The sequence below is a fragment of the Desmospora profundinema genome (assembly GCF_031454155.1).
GTDB lineage: Bacteria > Bacillota > Bacilli > Thermoactinomycetales > DSM-45169 > Desmospora > Desmospora profundinema.
In genome coordinates this window covers 1-23,600 of sequence record NZ_JAVDQG010000005.1, presented here as the reverse complement: position 1 = coordinate 23,600, position 23,600 = coordinate 1, and the positions used below count along the sequence as shown (strand labels likewise).

Sequence of the window (23,600 nt, the reverse complement as noted above, 5' to 3'; positions counted from 1 at the left end):
AAAAGGAGGCGGGACTCGACATGCCGCTGTTTTTGACGGTCGGATCCGCCGTGCCCTTTACAGAGCAGGTGGGTCTTTTCTCTGTCCAAAATGCGTAAAAAAGCGTGCTTGCAGTCGTACAAGACGCTGACTCCAGTATACCGCAAACGGAGCGGTCCTCCCATCCGTCTCCGCCAGCATGCAACAGGAAACCGAACGAAAGAGGTGATCCGCATGGCCGGCCATTCCAAGTGGAAAAACATCCAACATCGCAAAGGGCGTCAAGATGCCATCAGAGGGAAAATGTTCGCCAAATTGTCAAGGGAGATTATGGTGGCTGCACGGGAAGGAGGCGGCGATCCGGAACAGAACCAGCGCCTTCGTCTCGCCATCGCCAAAGCTCGTTCCCAAAACATGCCCAATGACAACATTGATCGGGCGATCAAGCGGGGAACAGGGGAAGAGGGCGGCGGTCATTATGAAGCCGTCACGTATGAAGGATATGGTCCAGCCGGGGCCGCCGTCATGGTGGAAGCCCTGACGGACAACCGCAACCGTACCGCTGCCGACATGCGCCATATTTTTTCCAAAAGGGATGGCAACCTGGGTGAATCCGGCTGTGTCGCGTGGATGTTTGAGCGCAAAGGGCTGCTCCGTGTGGACCGAGAGTCGACGGAGATGGGAGAAGATGACCTGATGATGTTGGCTCTGGAAGCCGGAGCAGAGGATTTCGAGGTGACAGAGGATGTCATTGAAGTGTTCACGGCTCCGGAAGCGTTCGAGGATGTGAAAAATGCCATAGAAGCAGAAGGGATTCGTTTTTCCACTGCTGAGGTGACGATGGTTCCTACCAATACCGTGGATGTAGACGGGGAGCATATACCTAAGATCCTGGCGCTGATGGAAGCCTTGGAGGACCATGACGACGTTCAAAACGTATATGCCAATTTCGATATCGACGAAGCGGAGTTGGAAAAACTATGAGGCATTCAGTCAAAATGATTTTATAAAATAAAGCCGCCCCTTGCCCTTAATCTCAGGGCAGGGGGCGGCTTTTATTCCTGTTCGTTGTTCACCCTTCTCCTCCTTTGATCGCGGCCAAGCGCATCGACCGACGAACGATCCAGCGTGTGACGACTCCGTGCAGGGGAGAGAAGAGGAACGCGCAGACGAAAAGCAGTCCTGCGGCGACCGTCATCGATCCGGCGATGGAGGCATCCAGCCACAATGAGATCCAATAGCCGAAGATGGAGCTCAGGATCCCGACGAGGGCGCTGATGGCAAGCATCCATTCCAATTTGTCCGTCAACAGATAGGCGGTCGCTCCCGGTACGATTAACATGGCTACCACCAATATGGCACCGACACTTTCAAAGGATGCCACTGTTGTGACGGAGACCAATCCCATCAGTAAATAGTGGATCAATAAGACGGGAATTCCCAGAGCAGCAGCCATCTGCGGATCAAAGGCAACCACTTTGAACTCCTTGTACAACAGACCCACCACCACCAGGGACAGGAACAGAGCGGCTCCCACGATCCACATGGCACGGGGGCCGGCTTCCCAACCAAACAAGGTCCAGGTATTGAATGGCACATAGGCGATTTCCCCGTACAAAACGTGGTCCAGGTCCAGATGAACCTGCCGTGTGTACAGAGAGACCAGGATCACCCCCACTGCAAAGAGAAAGGTGAAAGTCACGCTGATGGCTGCATCATGTTGGACTCCCTGCTGGCTCAAAATTTGGATCAGGAATGTACACAAGAGGCCGAATGCAGCGGCTCCCAACAACATCCAAACCGAATCCTTGGTACCGCTGATCAGATAAGCGACGACGATTCCGGGAAGAACGGCATGACTGATCGCGTCTCCCACCATAGCCAACCGCCGCAGGATTAGAAAACAACCTAAAAAACCGCAGGCGATTGCGACCATGGCGCCGGTAATAATGATGGTCATTCCCATCGTCATCCTTCCACCCCCCCTTGTTCAGGCTTTTGCACCAGGGATGGTTTCCACTGAGGCTCCCGTCCATGCAGAATCAATAGTTTCCACAGTGTGGGGAGGATGTCTTCGGGGATTTCTTCTCGTAATGCACCACTGTCGGGGTCGCGGATGGCGCCGCCTACTTCGTTTTCGTGCATCATCCACACCTCTGTCAGGCGTGCGTGCAACACGCTGTTGTAGGCGGCTTGCCAACCGTTTTCCGTAGCAGTCAGGACCCGGTCTTCTCCTCGGGATTCGATTCGGATCCATCCTTTTTTCACGAGGTTGCGCACGGCTTGTTGGAGTCGCCATGACGATAAGGTGAACCGTGTGGCAACATCACGGACGGTGACAGGGCCTGCTCCGCGCTCACGAGCTTCGTACAACATGTGAAGGATTGACTCCTGAGCCGTCTCCCGGCGGACACGAGCCAACCGTAAGGCTTTCGCCAACAGTCCGCGTTGCGGAGCAAACACCATGGAAATGAAAAAGATAAAGGAGGCTGCCACGACGATCAGAGGGCCGGTGGGGAGATTGTACCCCATGGTACTCAACCCTGTCCCCAATGCACCGGAGAGTCCGCCTAAAATCGCGGACAAGATCAACATGATGTCCAGTCGCTCTGTCCAGTATCGGGCAGCTGCAGCCGGTGTCACGATGAGTGCGACCACCAGCACAACGCCCGCCGCCTGAAGACCGATAACGACAGCCACCACCAGGAGCAGCATCAGGAACAGGTCCAGTGCAGTCATGGGAAATCCCAGGCTGCGTCCGAAGCCCGCATCAAAACAAAGCAATTTGAATTCCTTAAAAAAGAGGAAGGTGACGACCAATAATAGAACGGCTACACTGCCCATCACCCAGACATCTTCTCCAACCAGGGAAGCGGATTGACCAAACAAAAATTTGTCCAAACCGCTTTGGTTGCCGCTGCCCTGGTGTTGGATCTGTGTTAACAAGACGATGCCAAACCCGAAAAAGACGGAAAGGATCAAGCCTAAGGCCGTGTCTTCCTTGATGCGGGAGAAGCGGGTGATGACGTTGATGGCGATCGAGGCCAGCACCCCGCTCAGGATTGCGCCGATCAGGAAAAAGATCGGGCTTTTGGCTCCGGTCAGCATGAAAGCGATACAGATCCCAGGAAGTGCGGCGTGGGCGAGAACGTCCCCCATCAGGCTTCGCTTCCGGAGGAAGGCGAAAGCACCGATCACTCCGCTGGAAAGGCCTAATAGCATCGTTCCCGACAACACCCACAGGGTGTTGGGATCGCTCAAAAATCGCAAGATAGTTTCTATAGATGGCATCGACATCACCTCGGCACGGCGACACCGGATTGTTCCGGCAATACCGAGAGCCGGCCTCCGTATGCTTTTTGCAGGTTTTCCGCCGTGAATACCTGATTGGAGGGGCCGACGGCGATTTGACGCATGTTTAAAAGAATTAACCAGTCAAAGTACTCCTGGACGGTTTGGAGATCGTGGTGCACCACCAAGACGGTTTTCTTCTGTGCCTTCAAGTCATTTAAAATCTGGATAATCGCTTTTTCGGTGGCGGCGTCTACTCCGACAAACGGCTCATCCATGAAGTAAACCTGGGCGTCTTGGGCCAGGGAACGGGCCAAAAAGACCCGTTGCTGTTGGCCCCCGGAAAGTTGACTGATCTGACGTTTCGCAAAGTCGGCCATACCCACTTTTTCGAGGCATTCATATGCAAAATCGCGATCTTCCGCCCGGGGGCGTTTAAACCAGCCCAACTGGCCAAAGCGGCCCATCAGGACAACGTCCAGGGCATTGGTGGGAAAGTCCCAGTCGACGGACTCCCGCTGGGGAACATAGCCGACGATGGAACGCTGCTCCCGGTATGGTTTCCCATAGATCTTCACTTCACCGCTCGTGAGCGGGAGGATCCCTAAGATCCCCTTAATCAGGGTTGACTTGCCGGCGCCGTTGGGGCCGACGATTCCAACCAGATTTCCTTCCGGCACACGAAATTGGATGTCACGGAGAACCAATTTTCGGTGATAGGCGATGGACAAGTCCCGCACCAATAGTGGATACAGGGTCGATTTCATAGAGTCAGCCCCCCTTTCTGTTCAAAAATGGTTACTTTAAGGCGGAGACAATGGTGTCCACATTGTGTCGGACCATACCGATATAGGTTCCTTCTTCCGTACCTTCTTCTCCCATGGCGTCGGAGAACAACTCCCCGCCGATTTCCACCTGATGTCCTCGCTGTTCGGCTCCTTTGACGACCGCTTCAATCGATCGTTTGGGGACGCTGGTTTCGATAAAGACGGCTTTCACCTTGCGCTCGGAAATCAGGTTTACGATGCGCTGTACATCTCGCAGACCATATTCGGAAGCGGTGTTGATCCCTTGCAGACCCACCACTTCAATTCCATAGGCATCACCGAAGTATTCAAAAGCATCGTGTGCGGTTACCAACACTCGCTGCTTTTCAGGAATGGATTGAATCTGTTCTCGCGCATATTGATCCAACTCCTCCAGGTCTGCGATATAGGATTCCGCTCGTTGACGGTATTCTTCCTGGTGGTTGGGGTCGGCTTTCGACAATTCTTGTTCCACCACTTTTACGGCTTCGATCCACAATTGGACATCAAACCAGACATGGGGATCCGTTTGGTAGGCCTCATCATCGGCATCCTTTAATTTTTCCTCAGGGATGGATTCAGCAACGGGAACCACGGGTTTCTCATTGGACAACTTCGACAGGATGTCTCCCATGTTTCCCTCTAGTTGAAGCCCGCTGTAAAAAATCATATGGGCTTTATCCAGCTTCCCGATATCTCCCTGGGATGCTTTATACAAGTGAGGATCCACGCCGGGACCCATCAGAGTTGTCACGTTGACGCGGTCTCCGCCGACATTTTTTACAATGTCGCCCACCATCCCGGTGGTGGCTGTCACTTCAATGGGGCCATCTTCGGGAATGGCCGTTGCTCCATTTAAGCCACAGCCGGCCAACGGGATCGAGACGATTAAGAAGCAGCAAACCATTATTAACCATTTGAAACGAGATTGTTTGATTCCCATTTTAATCCTCCTGAATACATGACCGATTTCGCATGAATTGTAGCTCATAGGCATGTTTGTTTTATTAGGCAAGCATTTTTTCCTTTGGAAACATGTTTTGCCCTTGTGCAAAAATCCGTTATCATTATTGTATGTGCGAGCCTAAAAAGATGTCAATAACCTTACAAGAAAAAAGGCCTGTCTGACTCTTCCTATTTCCGCTAAAATAGGAATATAGAATGGGGTGGATGGATACAGGTCGGTTTTTCGCTCTCCAAATCACGACATGGAGTGGTGTGGTTACTCTCGTTTTTTTGGATGATTATGAATGAATGGTTTGTAATCGGGTGCGAAGGGATATTATGTAATTCTTTTCACGAAAAAAAATAATGGAGGATCCTCAAGGAGGATATTTGTCGATTTGCCTCGAATAAATCTAAGGATATCAAACTTGGAGACGTGTATATGGTATTCAAGGCATTTATGAAATACGTGTCGTATCGAAACCGTTTTGCCATGAGCCTGGGTTTCAAGTCGTTTGATGAGATGTCGAAACATACGTATTCCATTTTTTTGATTCCTCCGGACGCTTGGTGTTTTGCCACCCGGTTGCCCGACGGGGGATGGGCTGTCTGGAATAACCAGGGGAGCCCTCCCTATAATGTGGAAAAGTGGGACACCTGGGAAGAGGCGGCCCGCTATCTGCGGATTTATTTTGATTCGAAAGGCTTGACGGAGGAATGTTGGCAACCTCAGGGATACGATGAGATCGGCAAAAAAGAATTCCAGACAAAGCCTCCGGCGGATGCTTAACGGTTTCCCTCCCTTGTATAATGATCATGGTTGTTGTATGATTATGAATGTCATCCCTCAGGCTCAAACAGGGACGGCATAGGGATGGACGAAGCCAGCCCGAGCGTGGATCACACCGATTGGAAGACCGGAGTGCACCGCGTTTTGCGGGTGGAACGTCACTCCTTCTTTGGACGTTACCCACATGAAGCTCGCCTCGCGCGAGTCTTTTTTCTTTTTACACGATCCTATAAACAAAAAACGATCGACGCTGGGGACCGTCGACCGTTCGAATGGATGTGGATCATTGCGGAGGTGAACGCCTGAGATGGCGCTTTCCTTCCATTTTTTCTTTTGGAACAGGGTTGTCATGGGGTTTCCACTCGTTTCCAGTTCAATCCGGGAAATTCCTGCACGAGTCGTTGATAGGGGTTGTTGCCGATGTACCCTCCCCGGTCTTTGTCATAGTTTTGCTGGAATCGAATCACTCTCCAGTTCCCTCCGGGAATGCGGCGAACCGTCACTCTGTAGTCCCTTTTGTCAGAGGGGCGGTGGATCAGAATCGTACGGGTATTGATCATCTGTGTGTCTGTGGGCGACTCCACTACCAGGATCGGGGGATTATCCATCTCCTCTTCCCTTGTATCCGCTACTCGCCACCGTACTTCTTGCAGATTAACCCGGTCGCTTACCAATCGTTCCGCTTGTTCGAGGTTACCCTCGACCCAGACGGATTTGTAGAATTCCACCGCTGTTCTTTCCGAACCGGAGAGCTGGTTCGCGCATGCAGAGAGCAACAGAAGCGCCAAGAAGATGATCGACGCTCGACCGAGTGCTTTTGTGTTCATTCGCATTAACCCCCTCTTCCGTGGTGTGACCGGATCGTTCTTTACCATTGTGAACCAACTCTCCTTTAAACATTCCCGGTCAACCGATTTTGGTACCTGAACTGGATAGTGCGGATCCCGCTCGATGTTTCTCGAAAGAAATAGAAGGGATAAAAAATGTGATATAATCGGGCAAAGAGAATGGACGTTCGTCAAACAGGGAGGCTTAGTTGTGCGAATTATGGGAATAGATCCAGGGATCGCCATTGTTGGATATGGAGTGGTGGACCGAAGGGGGAACCAACTGAAGGCGGTCGATTATGGAAGTATCCAAACTCCTGCCCACACCCCGACCGCAGCCCGGTTGAAGCAAGTGTATGACGCCAGCACGGAGTTGTTGAACCGTTATCGTCCCGATGTGGTTGCGATTGAAAAGCTGTTTTTTAACCGGAACGTAACCACCGCTTTTACCGTCGGCCAGGCCCGTGGTGTGGTGATGCTGGCTGCAGAGGAAGCAGGAGCGGCGATCACCGAGTATACACCGATGGAAGTGAAGATGGCGGTGGCCGGATACGGCGGGGCCCAAAAGCGTCAGATTCAGGAGATGGTACGGGTGTTGTTAAACCTTCCGGCGATCCCCCGGCCGGACGATGTGGCGGACGCTTTGGGGGTCGCCATCTGCGAGGCCCATTCTTCCGGTTTCCATCGGTTGATGAAACAAGGAGGGAAGCCGTGATGATCGATTTTATCCAGGGGCGTGTCGCTTATCATACGCCGGAATGCGTCGTGGTGGAAGCGGGCGGGGTCGGTTACAGACTCCACTGTTCGAATCCCTTTCAATGGGAGGAGGGGGAAGCGGTTCGTATCTTCACCCACCAGGTAGTTCGGGAAGATGCACACACCTTATACGGCTTTTCCGATGGATCGGTACGCGATTGTTTTCGACTGTTGTTGGAGGTGTCCGGAATCGGACCCAAGGTTGCGCTCGCTATCACCGGAGCGGGCTCTCCCGCTGCTTTGGTGGAGGCGGTGGAACGGGAGGACCTCCGCTTCTTGACACAGCTGCCGGGGATCGGAAAAAAGACGGCCCAAAGGCTGATCTTGGAGTTGAAAGATAAGTTGAAAAAGGTGGGTTGGGTTCAAACCCTGCCGACGGGAGGACCCGCTGCCGCCGTAACGCCGGGCCGATCCGCTTCAAGTGAGGTGATTGAAGCCCTGACGGCCCTCGGCTATAATGAGGATGAAGCCTCCCTGGCAGTTGATGAAGCACGGCGAGGGTTTGGGGAGAAAGAGCCGTCCCTGGATGACTGGATTCGCCGTGCCCTGCAGATTTCGATGAAACGATAAGGGGGGATGCGGGATGGATGAGCGCATCATCTCAAGCCAGATGTCCATGGAAGACGAACCCGTGGAATTTAGCCTGCGTCCTCGCTTTCTGGACGATTATATCGGCCAGTCCCGGGTGAAGGAAAACCTGAAGGTATACATAGAAGCGGCCAAAATGCGACGGGAGAGCCTGGATCATGTCTTGTTGTACGGTCCGCCGGGATTGGGAAAAACGACGCTTTCCCATATCATCGCCAATGAGTTGGGGGTCCATTTGCGAACCACCTCGGGGCCGGCGATTGAACGGCCAGGGGATTTAGCTGCTATTTTAACCAATTTGCAACAGGGAGATCTCCTGTTTATTGACGAAATCCACCGTCTCAATCGAAGTGTGGAAGAGGTGCTGTATCCGGCGATGGAGGACTTCGCCCTGGATATCGTCATTGGGAAAGGTCCCAGTGCCCGCTCCGTCCGCCTCGATTTGCCTCCGTTCACCCTGGTGGGCGCAACCACCCGAGCCGGATCGCTTTCCTCTCCTTTACGGGATCGATTCGGAGTCGTGAGCCGATTGGAGTATTACACCGAGGAGGAGCTTGTTTGGATCGTCACCCGGGCTGCGGATCTTCTGCAAGTGACGGTCCGTGAAGAGGGGGCGTGGGAAATTGCCTGTCGCGCCAGAGGAACTCCGCGGGTGGCCAACCGACTCCTGAAGCGGGTGCGGGATTTTGTCCAGGTGAAGGGGGACGGGGTGATTACTCGGGAGACGGCGAGGGACGCATTGGACCGAATCCAGGTGGATAAACTGGGACTGGACCAAGTGGACCACAAGCTGTTACGATCGATCATGGACCATTTCCGGGGCGGCCCGGTGGGGTTGGAAACGCTGGCGGCTACGATTGGAGAAGAGTCGCATACGGTTGAAGACGTTTATGAACCTTATCTTCTTCAGATCGGGTTCCTGCAGCGAACTCCCCGGGGACGGATGGTCACGTCTCGGTGTTACCAACATTTTGGGGTGGAGATGCCCGGATGAGCCAGATTCCCAAACTTTTGATTTTCGCGGGTGTCCTGTTGATCGTGATCGGTCTCTTATGGCAGGTGGGCGGGCGATTTCTTCCCTTTGGCCGCTTGCCGGGAGACATCGTGGTGGAAAAAGAGAATGTTAAATTTTATTTTCCGATCGTCACATGTATCGTGATCAGTGTGGTGCTCAGTCTGTTGATGTACGTGTTTCGCCTGTTCCGGTGAGGGGCGGGCGTTTTTCATGGAAAGGTGGATTCTTAAAGATGGATGTTTCTCACTTTGATTTTCATCTGCCGGATGAGTTGATTGCACAGACTCCTTTGAAGGAACGGTCCGGATCCCGGCTGATGGTGCTTCATCGGCGGGATGGCCGGATCGAGCACCGGCAGTTTCCCGATTGGCTGGAGTATGTTCGTCCGGGTGATGTCTGGGTGGTAAATGACACCCGTGTCCGCCCCGCCCGCTTGATCGGGATCAAGGAAGAAACGGGTGCACAGGTGGAGCTGTTGCTGCTAAATCCACTGGGAGAAGGCCGATGGGAGGCGTTGGTAAAACCGGCGAAGCGGGTGAAGGAAGGAACCGTTATTTCCTTCGGAAACGGTTTGCTGCGGGCAACAGCCCAAGAGACGACAGATGTGGCCGGTGGAAGGGTGTTTCGGTTGGAACACGGGGAAGAAGACCTGGAGCCCTTGTTGTCCCGGCTGGGAGAAATGCCGCTACCCCCATACATCCGGGAGCGACTGGATGAGCCGGAACGGTACCAGACCGTTTACTCCAAAGAGGTAGGGTCGGCTGCCGCTCCAACGGCGGGGCTTCACTTCACGCCGCAGTTGTTGGCAGAAGCAAAGAAGCGGGGGGTACACATCGCTCCGATCACTTTGCATGTGGGCTTGGGCACCTTTCGTCCCGTCACAGTGGAGCGTGTGGAGGATCATCGGATGCATGCCGAATTCTTCGAGGTGTCCGAGGAAACGGCGCGTATCATCCAGAAGGCACAAATGAGCGGTAATCGGGTGTGTGCTGTGGGAACGACGTCGGTCCGCACATTGGAGTCGGTGGCTCGCGAGCATGGTGAGGTGGTCGCTTGCAAAGGGTGGACCGACATCTTTATCCACCCGGGCTTTTCATTTCAGGTGGTGGACGCTTTGCTGACCAACTTTCATTTGCCTCGTTCCACCCTCTTGATGCTGATCAGTGCTTTCGCAACCCGGGAGGAAGTGCTGAAAGCCTATCGAGAAGCTGTGCAGGAGCGTTACCGCTTCTTCAGTTTTGGGGATGCCATGTTGATCGTATGATACACGGATCGGCACTACTCTCACCTGGATTCATTCGTTCCCTGGTCGGGTTACCGAATCGTTCTCAGGTTGGATGTTTATCTGACATTAGCACTAAGGTATAATGGTACGAGTAGGAGGAACAGCCATTGGCCCTTCGTTACGAATTGATCAAAACCTGCTCCCAATCGGGAGCCCGTCTCGGGTGTATACATACCCCCCACGGCAGCTTTGACACTCCGGTGTTTATGCCGGTGGGAACACTGGCCACAGTGAAGACAGTCAGTCCTGAAGAACTGAAGGGATTGGGGAGCGGCATCATCCTGGCCAACACCTATCATCTCTTCTTGCGCCCCGGTCATGAGATCGTCCGGGAGGCGGGGGGACTTCATTCCTTCATGAATTGGGACCGCGCCATCTTGACCGACAGCGGCGGATTTCAGGTATTCAGTTTGAGCGACCTTCGGAAGATCACTGAAGAAGGGGTTTCTTTTCGCTCCCACCTGAGCGGGGAGCCCTTGTTCATCAGTCCGGAGAAAGCGATCGAAATCCAAAACGCCCTGGGAGCAGATATCATCATGGCGTTTGATGAATGTCCTCCTTACCCGGCAGAGCGGGGATATGTCAAGGAGTCCCTAGAACGGACCACCCGATGGTTGCATCGCTGCAAAGAGGCTCACCGCCGGCCGGAGGAACAGGCGCTGTTTGGGATCGTCCAGGGTGGCATGTTTCAGGACCTGCGCGCAGAAAGTGCCAAACAGATTACGGATGTGGAACTTCCCGGCTATGCCATTGGCGGTCTTAGCGTGGGGGAGCCCAAACCGCTGATGTATGAAGCGCTGGAACACACCACACCGCTTTTGCCGACAGATAAACCCCGTTATCTAATGGGGGTTGGTTCCCCGGATGCACTGGTGGAAGGGGTTATTCGCGGGGTGGATATGTTTGACTGCGTGTTGCCTACCCGAATTGCCCGCAATGGCACGACCATGACCAGCCAAGGGCGGGTCGTAATCCGAAACGCCGCTTATGCCCGGGATTTTGGCCCTCTGGATCCGGCGTGTGACTGCTATACATGCCGTCATTACAGCCGAGCGTATATTCGTCACTTGATCAAATCGGATGAAACCTTCGGCTTCCGCCTCACCACCATCCACAACCTGCACTTCCTGCTCACGTTGATGAAGCAGGTGCGACAGGCTATTCACGAGGACCGTCTGCTTGATTTTAGACGGGAGTTTTTTGAGAGCTATTACAAAACGAGTGAACCAGACGGAACCCGCAACTTTTAACAGCGGGGACCCACTTTGATAACCCAGTGAAGGAGATGTCTACATGGAAGGTTTAGTACAGTTTTTGCCCCTGATCCTGATCTTCGCCATCTTTTATTTCCTGCTCTTACGCCCGCAGCAAAAGAGGCAAAAAGAGCGCAATGCGATGTTGGCTTCCCTGAAAAAAGGGGATAAGGTGATCACCATCGGCGGATTACACGGTACCATCATGGACTTGACCGACGATCGGATCAATCTGAAGGTGAACGAAAACACCCGTCTTACCTTTGAGCGCAGCGCGGTCAATGCTGTGGTGAACGAGGATGAGAATCAAAACGAAAACAGCTGATCGAAAACAAACACCCCCGCCGGAAAAGGCGGGGGTGTTTTGGTATTTTAAGTAGCAGATGATCCATCTACTTCTTGGTCACATGCCCTCTTTGTTGCTCGTATACATAGAACAGATGGAGTAGGCGCATGTGAGGAGAGGATTGGATGTTTGTGATCTTGTTTGTTGTCCTCTGGTTCCTTGCCTCGGCTTGGTGTTTAATGGTTCTGGATCAAGTGGGAACTCAAGAGCGGAAATGGAGTTGGACAACGTTAATCCCCGCCGTCTTTTTTGGAGGACTTCTTGCGATCATGATTTTATCGCTCTTCTGTTTTCTCGGTTTGTGGTTGGCGGCTCTATGGCTTCCCGATGATGCTCAAGCCGGAAAGTGGTGGGATTGGATCTTTCTTTCCACTCTGTCCATCCTGGCTTATCTGCTTCTGTTCGGTCTGGTGGAAATAGCATTAAAAGTGTTCTTGCAAGAATGTCGACTTCCACTGTGGCTGGCTCTACTGGTTCAGATCCCCTTCCTGTCCTTCACCCTGCTGATGGTATCCGAGAGGGTGACGGTTGGCACTCACCTATCCGTGGAGGCGGCTGTTCTCGTCAGTGGAGGATTGGTGATCTTCGGTTACGCAATGGAAAGATGGTTGGGTTTCCATCCGGTGTGACGGGTAGGAACCGCCCTGTCAAAAGAGAACGTCCCCTCTGCAGTGGGGACGTTCTCTTTTTTCATGAGACCGGGGGCAGGCTTTCCCGAGCTTTGCTGTCTGATTCCAATAGCCAATCGCTACCCAGCGGTCGTTCACTGAAGTGATCGGCCAGCGAAAGACAGATCCAGGCGTGCAGGAGTCCGGCCAATAAATCCAAATACCAATGGATTCCCAAATAAACGATTCCAAACAATACGATCGCTGCCGATGTGAAACAGACAACGGCCAAGCGGCGGTTGGCGGACCGCCAAGCCAATACAGCCATCGTGATGGAGATGGAGGTATGCAAACTGGGGAAGGAATTATCCAGTCCGGAAAAGTGACGGTATTGCTCCTCAAAGCCGGGGTAGATCCCGGGTATGAGGAAGCGGATCTCGTCGTGAATCGTCCAGCTTTCATTGACCGCAATGACGATAAAGAAAGGGATGGCCAACAGATAGTTGAGTCCGATGGCGTATAAGAGGCCGTAAAGGGAACGCCGGTCCGCTTCATGATGATAGATGAACAAAGAAACAAACAACAGGACGGAGAACAGGATGACATAGACATAAGTGGTGACAACCGTGAGGAGGGGATGTTCCAGGTTGTGCTGGATCCATGGGGTCCATGTCCCTTCCCATTGTTTAATGGTCGGTGTGAGGTCCAGCCCGGGAAAGAGAGCGGGTTTGAGGAGCAGTTCCAGTTTATTGATCAACAAAACACTGGCTGCTCCGAGGAAGTGGAAGAGGAGGAGGCGGTTCTTGGTCATTTCCCGTGTTAATCCGATGATGGGTGAAAGCGGGTTGTTTATTCGCAAGCAAATGCGAAGCAACAGAAGCAAGGTGACCAAACCGGAGACCAGGATGGAAAAACTGGATTGAAACAAGGTTTCAGGCACCCCTTGATTTAATGGTCAGTTGAAAAAGAAAGGCTTCGGTTTCCTATCATCACAACCGAAGCAATCGATCCAATCGTTTTTTTCCACCATCAGGGGTGTGCCAAACCTGATTTTGTTTACGGGGCGGATGTGTTGACACCGAAGATGCCCCCGATGGCGCCTAATCCTGTCGCACATAAGGTGAAAAGCAGGGGTTGGACTCTCATGACGGTGTCAAAAGCCAAGAACCCGATCAACAAAATGATGCCCACATACAGGATCCCGGTTAAGCCACCGTACAACCACCCTTTCTGCCTGGCTTTCCTCCCGGCACACCATCCGCCGGCCAACAGCGCGATCCCGTTGATGCCGTAGGTGAAATAAGGGAGGGAAGATTCCGCAGTGGCAGTGAAGCGCAAAAGGAGAGCAGTCACGACGGAACCTGCCAGCACGATGGCAAATATAACGAGCAAGCCGGTAAGGAGCGGGGAGTTGAGTTGAAGTTTTCCTGTCCCATCCACGTTGGATTGCTTCATGGGGAACACCTCCCGAAAGGGTTTGTACATGGGTATGAACCCTTTTTGCGTTTTATGATCGGGTCATCTTTGATAAAACCGATCCGTTCGGCTGAGAATACAAAGCGAGACCTGGGAACGGAGTGACTAAGGCGAGACTTGTGCTTTAGTGCAAAGCGAGACCTGGGAACGAGTGACCAAGGCGAGACTTGGCTGATCCGTAAGAGAAACCGAGCAAGGGAGGGAAATGGCGGTGGATATATGGACAATCTTTTTACGTTCTTTGTTTGTCTATTTCTTCGTCCTCTTGGTGATGCGTCTAATGGGAAAAAGGGAGATCGGCAAGCTGTCCGTGTTTGATTTGGTGGTGTCCATCATGATTGCCGATTTTGCCGTCATTTCCATTCAAGACCCCAAAATCCCCGTGATTCACGGGATTATCCCGATGGTGACGATGCTGGGTGCACAGGTTTTTTTGGCATTGGTGACCTTGAAGAGCTCACGAATTCGCGCCGTGGTGGAAGGAAAACCCTCCATCTTGATCAGCAATGGCAAGGTGCAGGAAAAGGAGATGCGGAAACAGCGCTACAACATGGAAGATTTGATGGTTCAGTTGAGGGAAAAAAACATATCCAATGTGGCGGACGTGGAATTCGCCATTCTGGAGCCGTCAGGGAAACTGAGCGTTTTTCCAAAGGAAGAGCATTTGCCGTTGACCAAAGGAGATTACTTCGGCGAGGTGGATCGACTGTCCAGACTGCCGGTTCCGGTGGTGATTGACGGTAAAGTACAGGAGGATGCTTTGGAGGATTTAAAAAAAGACCGATCCTGGTTGATGGAGCAGCTGCTTCGTTACGGCTATCCCAACCTCAAGGATGTTTTTTTTGCCAGCATCGACGAAAACGGCCGTTTTTACATCGATCCACGGGAAGATTAACGGGGAAACAGAGGGGACAACCATTTGCCTACGTAAGGCACTCGTTGAACATCCTCTTTTTTCAGCAGACCGAGGAAGATCAGGGAGGCGGCATAGGTGATCAGACTGACGGCTATTGCCAGACCAACGGAGGCAAACAAGGTTCCATCCGCCCGATTCATGACAACATGTAAAACGGTTCCCATCCCTGCCACGGCCAGCAGGAGCTTCACCCAGTCCCAAAACATCAGTGTGAAGGGGACGTAGTGGATGACACTGATGAAATGAAGGGCGGTGACAATGATGATGCCGCAGTTGATCGCCATCACCACTCCATCGATCCCTAACGCCGGCTGGGAACCCAACAGGAAGATAAGCGCCGTTTTGATCACGGCACCGTAGATGGAGTTACGCATCGCGTCCTTGGCTTTGTCCAACCCTTGCAGAACGGCGGATAAGGGTCCCTGCAAATACAGGAAGAGGGCGAAGGGGGACATGATCTGAAGCAACCGTGCGACATCACTATTGTGATAAAGGAGCAAGGTTAACGGCTCTGCCAGCATAAACAGGATGATGGCGCAGGGGCCTCCCACGATCATGGAGAGGCGGATGGCCTGGTTTAGCCGATGCTCCACCAACCGAACCTGTCCCTTGGCCGCCGCTTCGGAAATAGAGGGGACGAGGGAGACGGACAGGGCATAGGTAATGAAAGAAGGAAAAAACACTAATGGGATGGCCATTCCCTCCAATTGGCCGTACAAGGCGGTAGAGGCGGCAACAGTAATCCCTGCGAGGGCGAGGCTCTGGGATACGACGACCGGTTCCACCGCATACGAGAGGGATCCCACTAGTCGGCTGGCGGTGACGGGAATCGTGATTCGCATCATCTGTTTGGTGGTGGAGGCAAAATGATCCCACCCTTCCCGGATGTTTCGCATCGGAAAGCGAAGGGCCGGACGTTTGGGGTCACGCCGGTAAGACCGGAGGAGAATCAGCATGCCGGCTCCTTCGCCGATCACCATCCCGATCATGGCTCCGGCGGCGGCATATTCCACACCATACGGGAAAAGCAGACGTGCCAGGAGCAAGACGGTAAAAATCCGAACCACTTGCTCCACAATTTGAGAGACGGCATATGGATTCATATGTTGTCGACCTTGAAAGTACCCCCGGAACACAGAGGAGACCGCCACGATCGGGATAACAGGGGCAATTCCCCACAAAGCGTACAATGCGCGGCTGTCGGTTAGGAGCGTATGGGCAATCAACGGGGCCGCTGCGATGACCAGGATGGTAAATAGGGTGGCCAAACCGGTGACAATGATCAGGGAGACGACCAAGATGGAACGGACTCGGGATTCGTCCCCGGTAGCTTCCGCTTCCGATACCAACTTGGAGATGGCGACAGGCAATCCCGCTGTCGTCAGGGTCAGGATCAGAATCAAGATGGGAAAGGCCATTTGAAAGAGGCCCATCCCTTCGTCACCAATGAGCCGGGAGAGGGCGATCCGATAGACGAATCCCAACACCTTGGTGATAAATCCCGCCCCGACCAGAATGAGCGTGCCGTGGAGAAACGTTTGCTTGGTCAAGGTGAGGCCCCTTCCTTTCCGCGAGGGTTTGTACTACAATCTATGCGCTTGTCCCTGTCTCACATGACAAAGGAAAAAGAGTCGGGTGAGAGGTATTCAAGGGATCGTCCAGAAAGGTATAATGAAGGGACAAGTCCCGAGATGAAAACGGGGGAGGATCGCTTGATGCGCCAAACGTTAAAACCAGTCAGCCGTGTCAGTCGTGCGCGGCAACAAAATGTGGAATTGTTGAGCGAATCCGAGTTGATGCAGTGTATCGAGGATTTGTGCAACAGCAAGGCGGCGGAATTTCGCTATTATGGATACGAAGATGTGACCGGCGAACAAGTATGGGCTTGTGTGTCGGAAAATTACCGCCGGGGGTGGCCCCGGCTCAACCGCCTGGTGAACGACATCATGTCGCTGAAGGCGACGCGGTTTATGAACTGGCTGATGGTAAGTGTATATAAAAACCCGGACCGTTAATTGGCCCGGGTTTTTCGTTTCGGTATAAATTGACATGCCCTGTGGGAGTTGGGATAATGGGGTTGGTTGTCTTCGAAAATGAAGGAGGAGCGTCAGCATGAGGGTTCGCAAGGGAAGAATCGTTCTCTTCTCCCTGTTGGTCATCGCTATCCTGGCTACGGTGGCCGCCACCAGCTTGGATGTTGCTAGGGGGATTACCCTGGGGCTTGATTTGCAGGGTGGTTTCGAGGTGTTGTATCAAGCTAAACCGTTGGAAAAAGGACAGCAAATCAACGAACAAGTGTTGTCCGACGCTTCACGGGCTGTCAGTGAGCGGATCGATGTTCTGGGGGTGACGGAGCCGCAGATCACCGTGGAAGAGCCGGATCGAATCCGGGTGCAGTTAGCGGGGGTGGATGACCCTGACCGAGCCCGGGAGGTTTTGGGGACACCGGCTGTCCTGACGTTTCGCGCTCCTGACGGGGAAGAGGTTTTGATGCGCGGGACCGATTTATCTCCCGGCGGAGCCCGCCAAGATTATGATGAAAACGGTAGGCCGGTTGTAAGTGTGCGGTTTAAGGATGCCAACAAATTTGCCGACCTAACACGGGAATATCTGAACCAACCGGTTCCCATTTATTTGGATGACAATGAGTTAAGCGCTCCTGTAATCCGAAACATCATTTCCGATGGACGGGCCCAAATCAGCGGTAATTTCACCGCCGAAGAGGCTCAGGAGCTGGCTGAACTGCTGAATGCGGGCGCGTTGCCGGTGGAATTGAGTGAAATTCAGAGTTTTGCCGTGGATTCCAGCCTGGGAGCAGTCTCATTGCAGCAAAGCCTGGTGGCGGGGCTTTACGGAATCGCCATCATCTTCATCTTTATGATCGGATATTACCGCTTGCCCGGATTGGTGGCGGTAATCACGCTGATTACATACGGGTATCTGGTACTCTTGACCTTCAACCTTCTGAATGTCACCCTGACCCTGCCCGGAATTGCGGCCTTCATTTTGGGGGTGGGAATGGCGGTGGATGCCAATATCATCATGTATGAGCGGATCAAAGACGAGATGCGATTGGGAAAGAGCGTCACATCCGCCAACAAATCCGGTTCCCGTCGTTCCTTCCTCACGATCTTCGATGCCAACGTGACGACCATTTTGGCGGCGGCGGTTCTCTTTTACTTCGGGACCGCCGGTGTGCGCGGCTTTGCCGTCGCGCTGATCGTGGGCATCGTCGTCAGCTTCCTGACCGCAGTCGCCTTGTCGCGGTTGCTGATGAATCTGCTGGTGCGATCCGGTTTATTCCGAAAGCCGGGCTGGTACGCGGTGAAGGAGGATGAGATCGGTGAACTTTAAGTTTGACTTTGTGGGTAAGCGGAAGCTTTTTTTCATCCTGTCCGCTTCCATCCTCCTGCTGGGGATCGCTTCCCTGTTGATTCAAGGCCTGAACCTGGGCGTCGATTTTGTCAGCGGTTCACGGGTGGATGTCAGTATCGGTCAGGAATTTGATCTGGAGGAAGGAAGAGCGATCCTGGAGAAGTTGGGATATGAAAATCCCAGCATCCGCAAAGCCGGAAACGAAAATGAGCTGCTCGTTTTTCGGACCGATGAAAATCTGGAAGTGGAGAAAGTAAATGAAATCCGCGACCAATTTCGGGAGAAATTCGGAGAGCAGGTGGCGGTCAACGAACAGACGGTGGATCCGATCGTCGGGCGGGAATTGGCCAAAAACGCCATGATCTCGGTTTTAATCGCCTCGGTGGGGATTATCTTGTATGTGACGATCCGCTTTGAATACCGTTTTGCCATGACAGCGGTGTTGGCCCTGTTTCATGATGCGCTGTTTGTCATTGGCATCTTTTCCATCTTCCAGTGGGAGGTGGACCTGGTGTTCGTGGCGGCGGTTCTTACCATCGTCGGTTATTCGGTGAACGATACCATCGTTGTTTTTGACCGCATCCGGGAAAATATCGAGATAGAGCAACCGAAACGCTGGGAAGATTTGAAGGAAGCGGTCAACCGTAGTTTGCAACAAACGCTGGTTCGGTCCATCAACACGGGTCTGACCGTGATCTTCGCCGCTGCGGCCTTGTTCGCTTTTGGCGGGGAGAGCATCCGTTATTTCTCATTGGCTCTGTTGCTGGGTCTGTTTGCCGGGATTTACTCCTCCGTCTTCGTGGCTAGTCAGGTATGGATCACCTGGAAATGGAAATCGATGGAACGGGAAAAACTGAAAGCGAAGGCCGTGACTGAATAGAGAAAACGGTTTGCGACAGGACTGGAATGACCAGCACCAGTCGCACCTGGGTCCCTTTGTTCCCGGGTTTCACGATGACAGCAACAGCCGCGGGCGCTACCCCGCGGCTTTGCGGTGGTGGAGGAGAGGGCGATGAAAGCCAAGGAGATGCGCCAAGCGGAAACCGGTGCTTGGGTGGGAATCGTGGGAAATTTGATACTGGCCATCCTCAAGGGTGTGGTCGGTGTAATCGCCGACAGCCGCGCTCTGGTGGCAGATGCTGTCCATTCGGCTTCCGACGTGGCGGGTTCGCTGGCGGTATTGATCGGGGTCCGGGTAGCTCAAGAGCCTCCGGATCAGGATCATCCGTATGGTCACGGGAAGGCGGAATCGGTTGCCGCCATTATCGTATCGGTGATCCTGGCAATGGTCGGTTTCGAGATTGGCCGCGGTTCCTTCGAGTCGCTGTTTGAAGAGGTGACCGCTCCAGGATGGCTGGCAGTGGTGGCCGCAGCGGTTTCCATTGTGGCCAAGGAAGCGATGTTCCAGTACAAATACCGGTTGGGCAAGCGGATCGGCAGTCAGGCGATTATCGCCAATGCCTGGGAGCACCGTTCCGATGTATACTCTTCTCTGGCCGCACTGATCGGGATCGGGGGAGCGATCCTGGGTCAATGGTTGGGAATCGGCCAGTTGGTTTATTTGGATGCAATCGCGGGGATCTTTGTCTCCCTGTTAGTGCTGCGTATGGCTTTTCATTTGGCCAAGGAATCGATTCACACCACATTGGACCATGTCCTGCACGAGGAAGATGCTGCCGAACTGGTGGAGACGGCGGCATCCGTCCAGGGGGTGAAACGGGTGGATGAATTGTTGGCCCGGGAGCATGGCTTTTATGTCATCGTGGATGTCAAGATAGCGGTAGAGCCTCATATCACCGTGGAGGAAGGACATGGGATCGGGAAACGGGTGAAGACCGCTTTAGTGGAGGGACATGATCACGTATCCGACGTGATGGTTCACATCAATCCCTATAAAGGGGAGCGGGGCCATTCCTCCGAAAAATAGGGAGGACAGGTGGTCCTTTTGCCTGGGGATGAAGTTTGTGTGCTATAATGATAGGCGGCATAGCGAGACTTGGGAACGAAGATGCTTAGGGCCTGTCTCGTCATTTGATTTTCCGTGAGAAAAAGAAGGGTCGGTATGGCTTTTGGTTCGCCTTTGCGCTCTTTTGCAACGAATCGAAGACAGCCATACCGTCCCGGGATCTCGCCCTACAGATTGTTCAGACACGTCCTAGTGCTAAGCGAGGTGACCCCATGCTACAATCCAAGACGCGATGGCGCCTTTCCGATGGGGAAGCGACACGTGTCACAGAATTGGCGAAAGCGCTGGATCTACATCCGTTGGTCGCCCGATTGTTAATCAACCGCGGGTTGAGTGAGCCGGAGGCTGCCCGACGTTTTTTACGTGCCAGTGTCGATGACCTTCACGATCCCTTTTTGCTGGACGGGATGGACCGGGCGGTGGAACGGATTAGGCAAGCCCTGGACAGGGGGGAGAAAATCCGCATCTACGGCGATTACGATGCAGATGGAGTGACCAGCACCAGCCTCATGATGCGGGTTTTTCGTCGAATGGAAGCCGATGTGGATTATTACATACCCAACCGGTTTACCGAAGGTTATGGACTGAACCAGCAGGCTCTGACCCGAGCGAAAACGGAAGGCGTCGGCTTGATGGTCACCGTCGATACCGGGATCAGTGCGGTGGAGCAGGCGGCCTATGCCAGAGAGTTGGGACTGGATCTGATCATCACGGATCACCATGAACCCCCAGCAGTGTTGCCTAAGGCACTGGCGGTGATTAATCCCAAGAAACCGGATTGTTCCTATCCCTTCGATCTACTGGCAGGTGTGGGGGTAGCCTTCAAACTCTGCCACGCCCTGCTGGGAGAACCGCCCGATGACGGATGGGAACTGGCCGCTCTGGGAACCATCGCGGATTTGGTTCCGCTGATGGAAGAAAATCGGATTTTGGCCGCCCGGGGTTTGGAGGCGATGAACCGCTTTCCATCGACGGGGATGACGGCTCTGGTGGAGGCATCCGGAATCGACGGGGAAGTGGGGGCCGGCCATGTGGGATTCTCCCTGGGCCCCCGGATCAACGCCAGCGGACGCCTGGATACGGCGGGGCGGGCGGTGGAACTGATGCTGACGGATGATGGGGATCAAGCCCGACTGATCGCGGAAGAATTGGATCGGATGAACCGGGAGCGGCAGCAGCTGGTGGAATCGATCGCCGCCGAAGCCATCGCCCAGGTGGAGACGGATCCCGAAGCCAATTGCCGCTTTATTCTGGTGGCCGCCCCAAACTGGAACGTGGGCGTAATCGGGATCGTCGCCTCCCGCTTGGTGGAACGCTATTATCGTCCCACCATTGTCCTGGGAATCGATGAGGAGACGGGGATGGCCAAAGGATCGGCCCGCAGCATTACCGGGTTTGACATGTTTCAGGCCCTGACCGCATGTAGCCAGTGTCTATCCCATTATGGGGGGCATACGATGGCAGCGGGAATGACCTTGCCACGGGAAAACCTGTCCGCATTCCATCGACATCTCGATCGTCTGGCCGGTGAATGGCTCACGGAGGAGGATTATACTCCGTTGTCAGTAGTGGATTCGGATCTGTCATTGACAGAGGTAGATCTCCCCCTGATTGAATCCATCGAAAAGCTGGCCCCATACGGCATGGGAAACCCGACTCCCCGCTTCCGCCTGACCGGTGTCGGCTTGGGTCGGATTCAACGGATCGGGCGGGATAAAAACCACCTGAAAATCATGTTGGAGCAGAACGGCTCTTCTCTGGATGCAGTCGGGTTCCGCATGGGTGACCTGGCGGAGGAGATCACGCCTCAATCCCATCCGGAATTGTTGGGTGAGTTGTCGATCAACGAATGGAATCAGCGGCGAATCCCTCAGTTCCTGATCCGGGATGTGGCAGTTCCACATATGCAGGTTTTCGATTGGCGCAGTAACACGGATCAACGGGAACGATTACGGGCGTTGGCGGACCGTCCGGAAACCTTGTTTCTCTATGACGGAGGAAAGCCGGTCTGGTGGGAATCCGGATTAGCCGCGATGGTTCGATCCTGGGAGTCCCTGAAGACATACGAGCGAGGAGACGAACTTGTACGATACCTGGTTCTGATTCATATGCCGCCGAGCCTAACGGTTGCTGAAAAGTGGTTCCGGGGGTTGGATCGACTGGAACGGATCTACTTCGCCTATGGAGATGCGGATTGGGATGGACCTTCCCGTGCACCGGAACGGGAGCATTTCAAACAGCTGTACGGGGCTATGATGAAAGTGGGGGAGCTGCGTATTCCCCGGGATTTGGATCGGCTCGCCCGAATGACGGGAATGTCGGTCAAGGGAATCGGCTTTATGCTACAGGTATTTGAGGAGTTGGACTTTGTGCGCAGGGAGAACGGACGGCTTACACTTGCCCCGCAGGCGGAGAAACGCCCCTTGTCCGCCTCTTCCCGTTATCGGAGGCAGCAGGAGCGGGAAGAGGTGCAGCAGTGTTTTGTTTATTCTTCGACGCGTGATCTGTGCACTTATATTGATTCGGTTCGTTCGGAGCCAGCCCATAGAGGAGGCGCAGAGTTATGGATTTCAAAGACAAAATCCGGGTAATCGAGGATTTTCCTCAACCGGGAGTTCGTTTCAAGGATATCACCACTCTGTTGAAGGACGGTCCCGCTTTTCGAGCGGCGATCGACCGCATGGCGGAAAAAATCAGGGAACAGCAAGTGGATCTGATCGTCGGTCCGGAGGCCCGTGGCTTTGTGGTGGGGACGCCGTTGGCTTACGCGTTGGGCGTGGGTTTCATCCCTGTGCGCAAGGCAGGGAAATTGCCCGCCGAAACGGTCGAAACCGGTTACAGTCTTGAATACGGAAAAGATCGGCTGGCCATCCACCGCGATGCCATTCAAGCGGGACAGCGGATCCTGATTGTGGACGACCTGCTCGCCACCGGAGGAACGATCCAAGCCACCTTAAACCTAGTTAATGAACTGGGAGCCGAGGTGGTGGGAGCGGCGTTCGTGATCGAGCTCACCTATCTTAACGGACGGGAAAAATTGCCTGGGGATCTCGATATTTTCACCTTGGTTCAGTATTAAGCAAAAATCGAACGATAAGGCCTGCACTCCCTTAGCAGATACGGGAATACCCGTAGAATCATCTGCTGAGGGGGTGTTTTTTATATCGGGAGGTTGTTGAAGAAAGAGGATCAAAAGCAGGAGAGAAAAAGGAGCCGCTATCCTAACAGCGGCTTCAACAGGGACCCGGTGTTTTACCAGAGACCATCTAGTGCCCCTTCAGGTTTTACGCGGACAAGTCGGTCGGCTTGGTTTTCCGTCTTCGCTCCATGCGTGGCAGAGTCGACTCCGCCGGAAAACCAAGCCTCCCTCCACGTAAA

General features: G+C 53.6%; 26 protein-coding genes. 17 read left to right on the top strand and 9 right to left on the bottom strand.

The features are described from left to right. The first annotated feature begins 213 nt into the window (after positions 1-213). Positions 214-963 (top strand): YebC/PmpR family DNA-binding transcriptional regulator, encoded by a 750-nt coding sequence (locus tag JOE21_RS11435; protein WP_309866884.1) that lies wholly within the window; start codon positions 214-216, stop codon positions 961-963. An 88-nt stretch (positions 964-1,051) separates the two neighbouring features. On the opposite strand, the gene JOE21_RS11430 is transcribed toward JOE21_RS11435, so the two are convergent. From JOE21_RS11430 to JOE21_RS11415, 4 genes are read right to left on the bottom strand one after another with little or no spacing between them, the layout of a single operon-like run. Beyond that, the gene (locus JOE21_RS11430) at positions 1,052-1,945 is read right to left on the bottom strand and encodes a metal ABC transporter permease (protein ID WP_374709367.1); all 894 of its coding nucleotides are present in this window, start codon (positions 1,943-1,945) and stop codon (positions 1,052-1,054) included. A gap of 2 nt (positions 1,946-1,947) precedes the next feature. Then, a complete protein-coding gene (locus JOE21_RS11425) occupies positions 1,948-3,270 on the bottom strand; it encodes a metal ABC transporter permease (RefSeq protein ID WP_309866164.1) in 1,323 nt (440 codons plus the stop codon). A gap of 5 nt (positions 3,271-3,275) precedes the next feature. Beyond that, positions 3,276-4,037, bottom strand: a complete 762-nt coding sequence (locus JOE21_RS11420; protein ID WP_309866161.1) for a metal ABC transporter ATP-binding protein — start codon at positions 4,035-4,037, stop codon at positions 3,276-3,278. A gap of 31 nt (positions 4,038-4,068) precedes the next feature. Then, a complete protein-coding gene (locus JOE21_RS11415; RefSeq protein WP_309866159.1) occupies positions 4,069-5,019 on the bottom strand; it encodes a metal ABC transporter solute-binding protein, Zn/Mn family in 951 nt (316 codons plus the stop codon). Positions 5,020-5,463: 444 nt separating this feature from the next. On the opposite strand from JOE21_RS11415, the gene JOE21_RS11410 reads away from it, so the two are divergent. Further along, on the top strand, positions 5,464-5,811 hold the full coding sequence (locus JOE21_RS11410) for a hypothetical protein (RefSeq protein WP_309866156.1): 348 nt from the start codon (positions 5,464-5,466) through the stop codon (positions 5,809-5,811). Positions 5,812-5,874: 63 nt separating this feature from the next. Here the strand turns inward: JOE21_RS11410 and JOE21_RS11405 are convergent, their stop codons facing one another. Both JOE21_RS11405 and JOE21_RS11400 read right to left on the bottom strand, forming a co-directional pair. Then, on the bottom strand, positions 5,875-5,997 hold the full coding sequence (locus JOE21_RS11405) for a hypothetical protein (RefSeq protein WP_309866154.1): 123 nt from the start codon (positions 5,995-5,997) through the stop codon (positions 5,875-5,877). Between the two features lie 161 nt (positions 5,998-6,158). After that, a complete protein-coding gene (locus JOE21_RS11400) occupies positions 6,159-6,638 on the bottom strand; it encodes a hypothetical protein (protein ID WP_309866151.1) in 480 nt (159 codons plus the stop codon). 211 nt (positions 6,639-6,849) lie between these two features. Between JOE21_RS11400 and ruvC the strand changes: the two genes are divergently transcribed. The 8 genes from ruvC (at position 6,850) to JOE21_RS11360 (ending at position 12,510) form a co-directional block, all read left to right on the top strand. After that, on the top strand, positions 6,850-7,353 hold the full coding sequence (gene ruvC, locus JOE21_RS11395; RefSeq protein WP_309866149.1) for a crossover junction endodeoxyribonuclease RuvC: 504 nt from the start codon (positions 6,850-6,852) through the stop codon (positions 7,351-7,353). Next, complete coding sequence (gene ruvA, locus JOE21_RS11390; protein ID WP_309866147.1) at positions 7,353-7,964, top strand: Holliday junction branch migration protein RuvA; 612 nt, start codon at positions 7,353-7,355, stop codon at positions 7,962-7,964. The genes ruvC and ruvA overlap by 1 nt, the downstream gene beginning before the upstream one ends. Before the next feature lie 13 nt (positions 7,965-7,977). Then, positions 7,978-8,976 (top strand): Holliday junction branch migration DNA helicase RuvB, encoded by a 999-nt coding sequence (ruvB, locus tag JOE21_RS11385; RefSeq protein WP_309866144.1) that lies wholly within the window; start codon positions 7,978-7,980, stop codon positions 8,974-8,976. After that, positions 8,973-9,191, top strand: coding sequence for a DUF2905 domain-containing protein (locus JOE21_RS11380; RefSeq protein ID WP_309866141.1), 219 nt, complete (start codon positions 8,973-8,975; stop codon positions 9,189-9,191). The genes ruvB and JOE21_RS11380 overlap by 4 nt, the downstream gene beginning before the upstream one ends. Positions 9,192-9,229: 38 nt before the next feature. Next, complete coding sequence (gene queA / locus JOE21_RS11375; protein WP_309866139.1) at positions 9,230-10,261, top strand: tRNA preQ1(34) S-adenosylmethionine ribosyltransferase-isomerase QueA; 1,032 nt, start codon at positions 9,230-9,232, stop codon at positions 10,259-10,261. A gap of 128 nt (positions 10,262-10,389) precedes the next feature. Beyond that, complete coding sequence (tgt, locus tag JOE21_RS11370; protein WP_309866136.1) at positions 10,390-11,532, top strand: tRNA guanosine(34) transglycosylase Tgt; 1,143 nt, start codon at positions 10,390-10,392, stop codon at positions 11,530-11,532. A gap of 43 nt (positions 11,533-11,575) precedes the next feature. Next, on the top strand, positions 11,576-11,860 hold the full coding sequence (yajC, locus tag JOE21_RS11365; protein WP_309866133.1) for a preprotein translocase subunit YajC: 285 nt from the start codon (positions 11,576-11,578) through the stop codon (positions 11,858-11,860). A gap of 146 nt (positions 11,861-12,006) precedes the next feature. Continuing rightward, positions 12,007-12,510: a hypothetical protein gene (locus tag JOE21_RS11360; protein WP_309866130.1), complete on the top strand. Its 504-nt coding sequence runs from the start codon at positions 12,007-12,009 to the stop codon at positions 12,508-12,510. Between the two features lie 61 nt (positions 12,511-12,571). Here the strand turns inward: JOE21_RS11360 and JOE21_RS11355 are convergent, their stop codons facing one another. Both JOE21_RS11355 and JOE21_RS11350 read right to left on the bottom strand, forming a co-directional pair. Then, positions 12,572-13,417, bottom strand: a complete 846-nt coding sequence (locus tag JOE21_RS11355) for a phosphatase PAP2 family protein (protein WP_309866129.1) — start codon at positions 13,415-13,417, stop codon at positions 12,572-12,574. Positions 13,418-13,545: 128 nt separating this feature from the next. Then, positions 13,546-13,944: a TIGR04086 family membrane protein gene (locus JOE21_RS11350; protein ID WP_309866126.1), complete on the bottom strand. Its 399-nt coding sequence runs from the start codon at positions 13,942-13,944 to the stop codon at positions 13,546-13,548. Positions 13,945-14,170: 226 nt separating this feature from the next. Between JOE21_RS11350 and JOE21_RS11345 the strand changes: the two genes are divergently transcribed. Beyond that, entirely contained in the window at positions 14,171-14,860 is a 690-nt protein-coding gene (locus tag JOE21_RS11345) for a DUF421 domain-containing protein (RefSeq protein ID WP_309866124.1), read from the top strand. On the opposite strand, the gene spoVB is transcribed toward JOE21_RS11345, so the two are convergent. Beyond that, positions 14,857-16,431: a stage V sporulation protein B gene (gene spoVB / locus JOE21_RS11340; protein ID WP_309866122.1), complete on the bottom strand. Its 1,575-nt coding sequence runs from the start codon at positions 16,429-16,431 to the stop codon at positions 14,857-14,859. The two genes, JOE21_RS11345 and spoVB, sit on opposite strands and share 4 nt — an antisense overlap. 165 nt (positions 16,432-16,596) lie before the next feature. On the opposite strand from spoVB, the gene JOE21_RS11335 reads away from it, so the two are divergent. The 6 genes from JOE21_RS11335 (at position 16,597) to JOE21_RS11310 (ending at position 23,301) form a co-directional block, all read left to right on the top strand. Next, positions 16,597-16,896, top strand: a complete 300-nt coding sequence (locus tag JOE21_RS11335) for a post-transcriptional regulator (protein WP_309866120.1) — start codon at positions 16,597-16,599, stop codon at positions 16,894-16,896. Between the two features lie 97 nt (positions 16,897-16,993). Next, positions 16,994-18,235 carry a protein translocase subunit SecD gene (gene secD / locus JOE21_RS11330; protein ID WP_309866118.1) on the top strand — a complete coding sequence of 414 codons (1,242 nt, stop codon included), beginning with the start codon at positions 16,994-16,996 and terminating at the stop codon, positions 18,233-18,235. Beyond that, complete coding sequence (secF, locus tag JOE21_RS11325) at positions 18,216-19,136, top strand: protein translocase subunit SecF (protein ID WP_374709354.1); 921 nt, start codon at positions 18,216-18,218, stop codon at positions 19,134-19,136. The genes secD and secF overlap by 20 nt, the downstream gene beginning before the upstream one ends. Positions 19,137-19,268: 132 nt before the next feature. Continuing rightward, positions 19,269-20,183: a cation diffusion facilitator family transporter gene (locus JOE21_RS11320; RefSeq protein ID WP_309866114.1), complete on the top strand. Its 915-nt coding sequence runs from the start codon at positions 19,269-19,271 to the stop codon at positions 20,181-20,183. 251 nt (positions 20,184-20,434) lie between these two features. Further along, positions 20,435-22,813, top strand: a complete 2,379-nt coding sequence (gene recJ / locus JOE21_RS11315) for a single-stranded-DNA-specific exonuclease RecJ (protein ID WP_309866111.1) — start codon at positions 20,435-20,437, stop codon at positions 22,811-22,813. After that, complete coding sequence (locus tag JOE21_RS11310) at positions 22,786-23,301, top strand: adenine phosphoribosyltransferase (RefSeq protein ID WP_309866109.1); 516 nt, start codon at positions 22,786-22,788, stop codon at positions 23,299-23,301. The genes recJ and JOE21_RS11310 overlap by 28 nt, the downstream gene beginning before the upstream one ends. The last annotated feature ends 299 nt before the right edge of the window (positions 23,302-23,600 follow it).

Excerpts from the sequence above, each read along its gene's own strand:
- JOE21_RS11320 (WP_309866114.1), top strand. The coding sequence starts at position 19,269 with ATGAAAGCCAAGGAGATGCGCCAAGCGGAAACCGGTGCTTGGGTGGGA.
- JOE21_RS11415 (WP_309866159.1), bottom strand. The coding sequence starts at position 5,019 with ATGGGAATCAAACAATCTCGTTTCAAATGGTTAATAATGGTTTGCTGC.
- JOE21_RS11350 (WP_309866126.1), bottom strand. The coding sequence starts at position 13,944 with ATGAAGCAATCCAACGTGGATGGGACAGGAAAACTTCAACTCAACTCC.
- JOE21_RS11405 (WP_309866154.1), bottom strand. The coding sequence starts at position 5,997 with ATGTGGGTAACGTCCAAAGAAGGAGTGACGTTCCACCCGCAAAACGCG.
- JOE21_RS11310 (WP_309866109.1), top strand. The coding sequence starts at position 22,786 with ATGGATTTCAAAGACAAAATCCGGGTAATCGAGGATTTTCCTCAACCG.
- JOE21_RS11425 (WP_309866164.1), bottom strand. The coding sequence starts at position 3,270 with ATGCCATCTATAGAAACTATCTTGCGATTTTTGAGCGATCCCAACACC.
- JOE21_RS11400 (WP_309866151.1), bottom strand. The coding sequence starts at position 6,638 with ATGAACACAAAAGCACTCGGTCGAGCGTCGATCATCTTCTTGGCGCTT.
- queA (WP_309866139.1), top strand. The coding sequence starts at position 9,230 with ATGGATGTTTCTCACTTTGATTTTCATCTGCCGGATGAGTTGATTGCA.
- JOE21_RS11380 (WP_309866141.1), top strand. The coding sequence starts at position 8,973 with ATGAGCCAGATTCCCAAACTTTTGATTTTCGCGGGTGTCCTGTTGATC.
- secD (WP_309866118.1), top strand. The coding sequence starts at position 16,994 with ATGAGGGTTCGCAAGGGAAGAATCGTTCTCTTCTCCCTGTTGGTCATC.
- JOE21_RS11345 (WP_309866124.1), top strand. The coding sequence starts at position 14,171 with ATGGCGGTGGATATATGGACAATCTTTTTACGTTCTTTGTTTGTCTAT.
- secF (WP_374709354.1), top strand. The coding sequence starts at position 18,216 with ATGAGATCGGTGAACTTTAAGTTTGACTTTGTGGGTAAGCGGAAGCTT.
- JOE21_RS11420 (WP_309866161.1), bottom strand. The coding sequence starts at position 4,037 with ATGAAATCGACCCTGTATCCACTATTGGTGCGGGACTTGTCCATCGCC.
- yajC (WP_309866133.1), top strand. The coding sequence starts at position 11,576 with ATGGAAGGTTTAGTACAGTTTTTGCCCCTGATCCTGATCTTCGCCATC.
- JOE21_RS11360 (WP_309866130.1), top strand. The coding sequence starts at position 12,007 with ATGTTTGTGATCTTGTTTGTTGTCCTCTGGTTCCTTGCCTCGGCTTGG.
- JOE21_RS11335 (WP_309866120.1), top strand. The coding sequence starts at position 16,597 with ATGCGCCAAACGTTAAAACCAGTCAGCCGTGTCAGTCGTGCGCGGCAA.
- JOE21_RS11410 (WP_309866156.1), top strand. The coding sequence starts at position 5,464 with ATGGTATTCAAGGCATTTATGAAATACGTGTCGTATCGAAACCGTTTT.
- recJ (WP_309866111.1), top strand. The coding sequence starts at position 20,435 with ATGCTACAATCCAAGACGCGATGGCGCCTTTCCGATGGGGAAGCGACA.
- ruvA (WP_309866147.1), top strand. The coding sequence starts at position 7,353 with ATGATCGATTTTATCCAGGGGCGTGTCGCTTATCATACGCCGGAATGC.
- JOE21_RS11435 (WP_309866884.1), top strand. The coding sequence starts at position 214 with ATGGCCGGCCATTCCAAGTGGAAAAACATCCAACATCGCAAAGGGCGT.
- ruvB (WP_309866144.1), top strand. The coding sequence starts at position 7,978 with ATGGATGAGCGCATCATCTCAAGCCAGATGTCCATGGAAGACGAACCC.
- JOE21_RS11430 (WP_374709367.1), bottom strand. The coding sequence starts at position 1,945 with ATGGGAATGACCATCATTATTACCGGCGCCATGGTCGCAATCGCCTGC.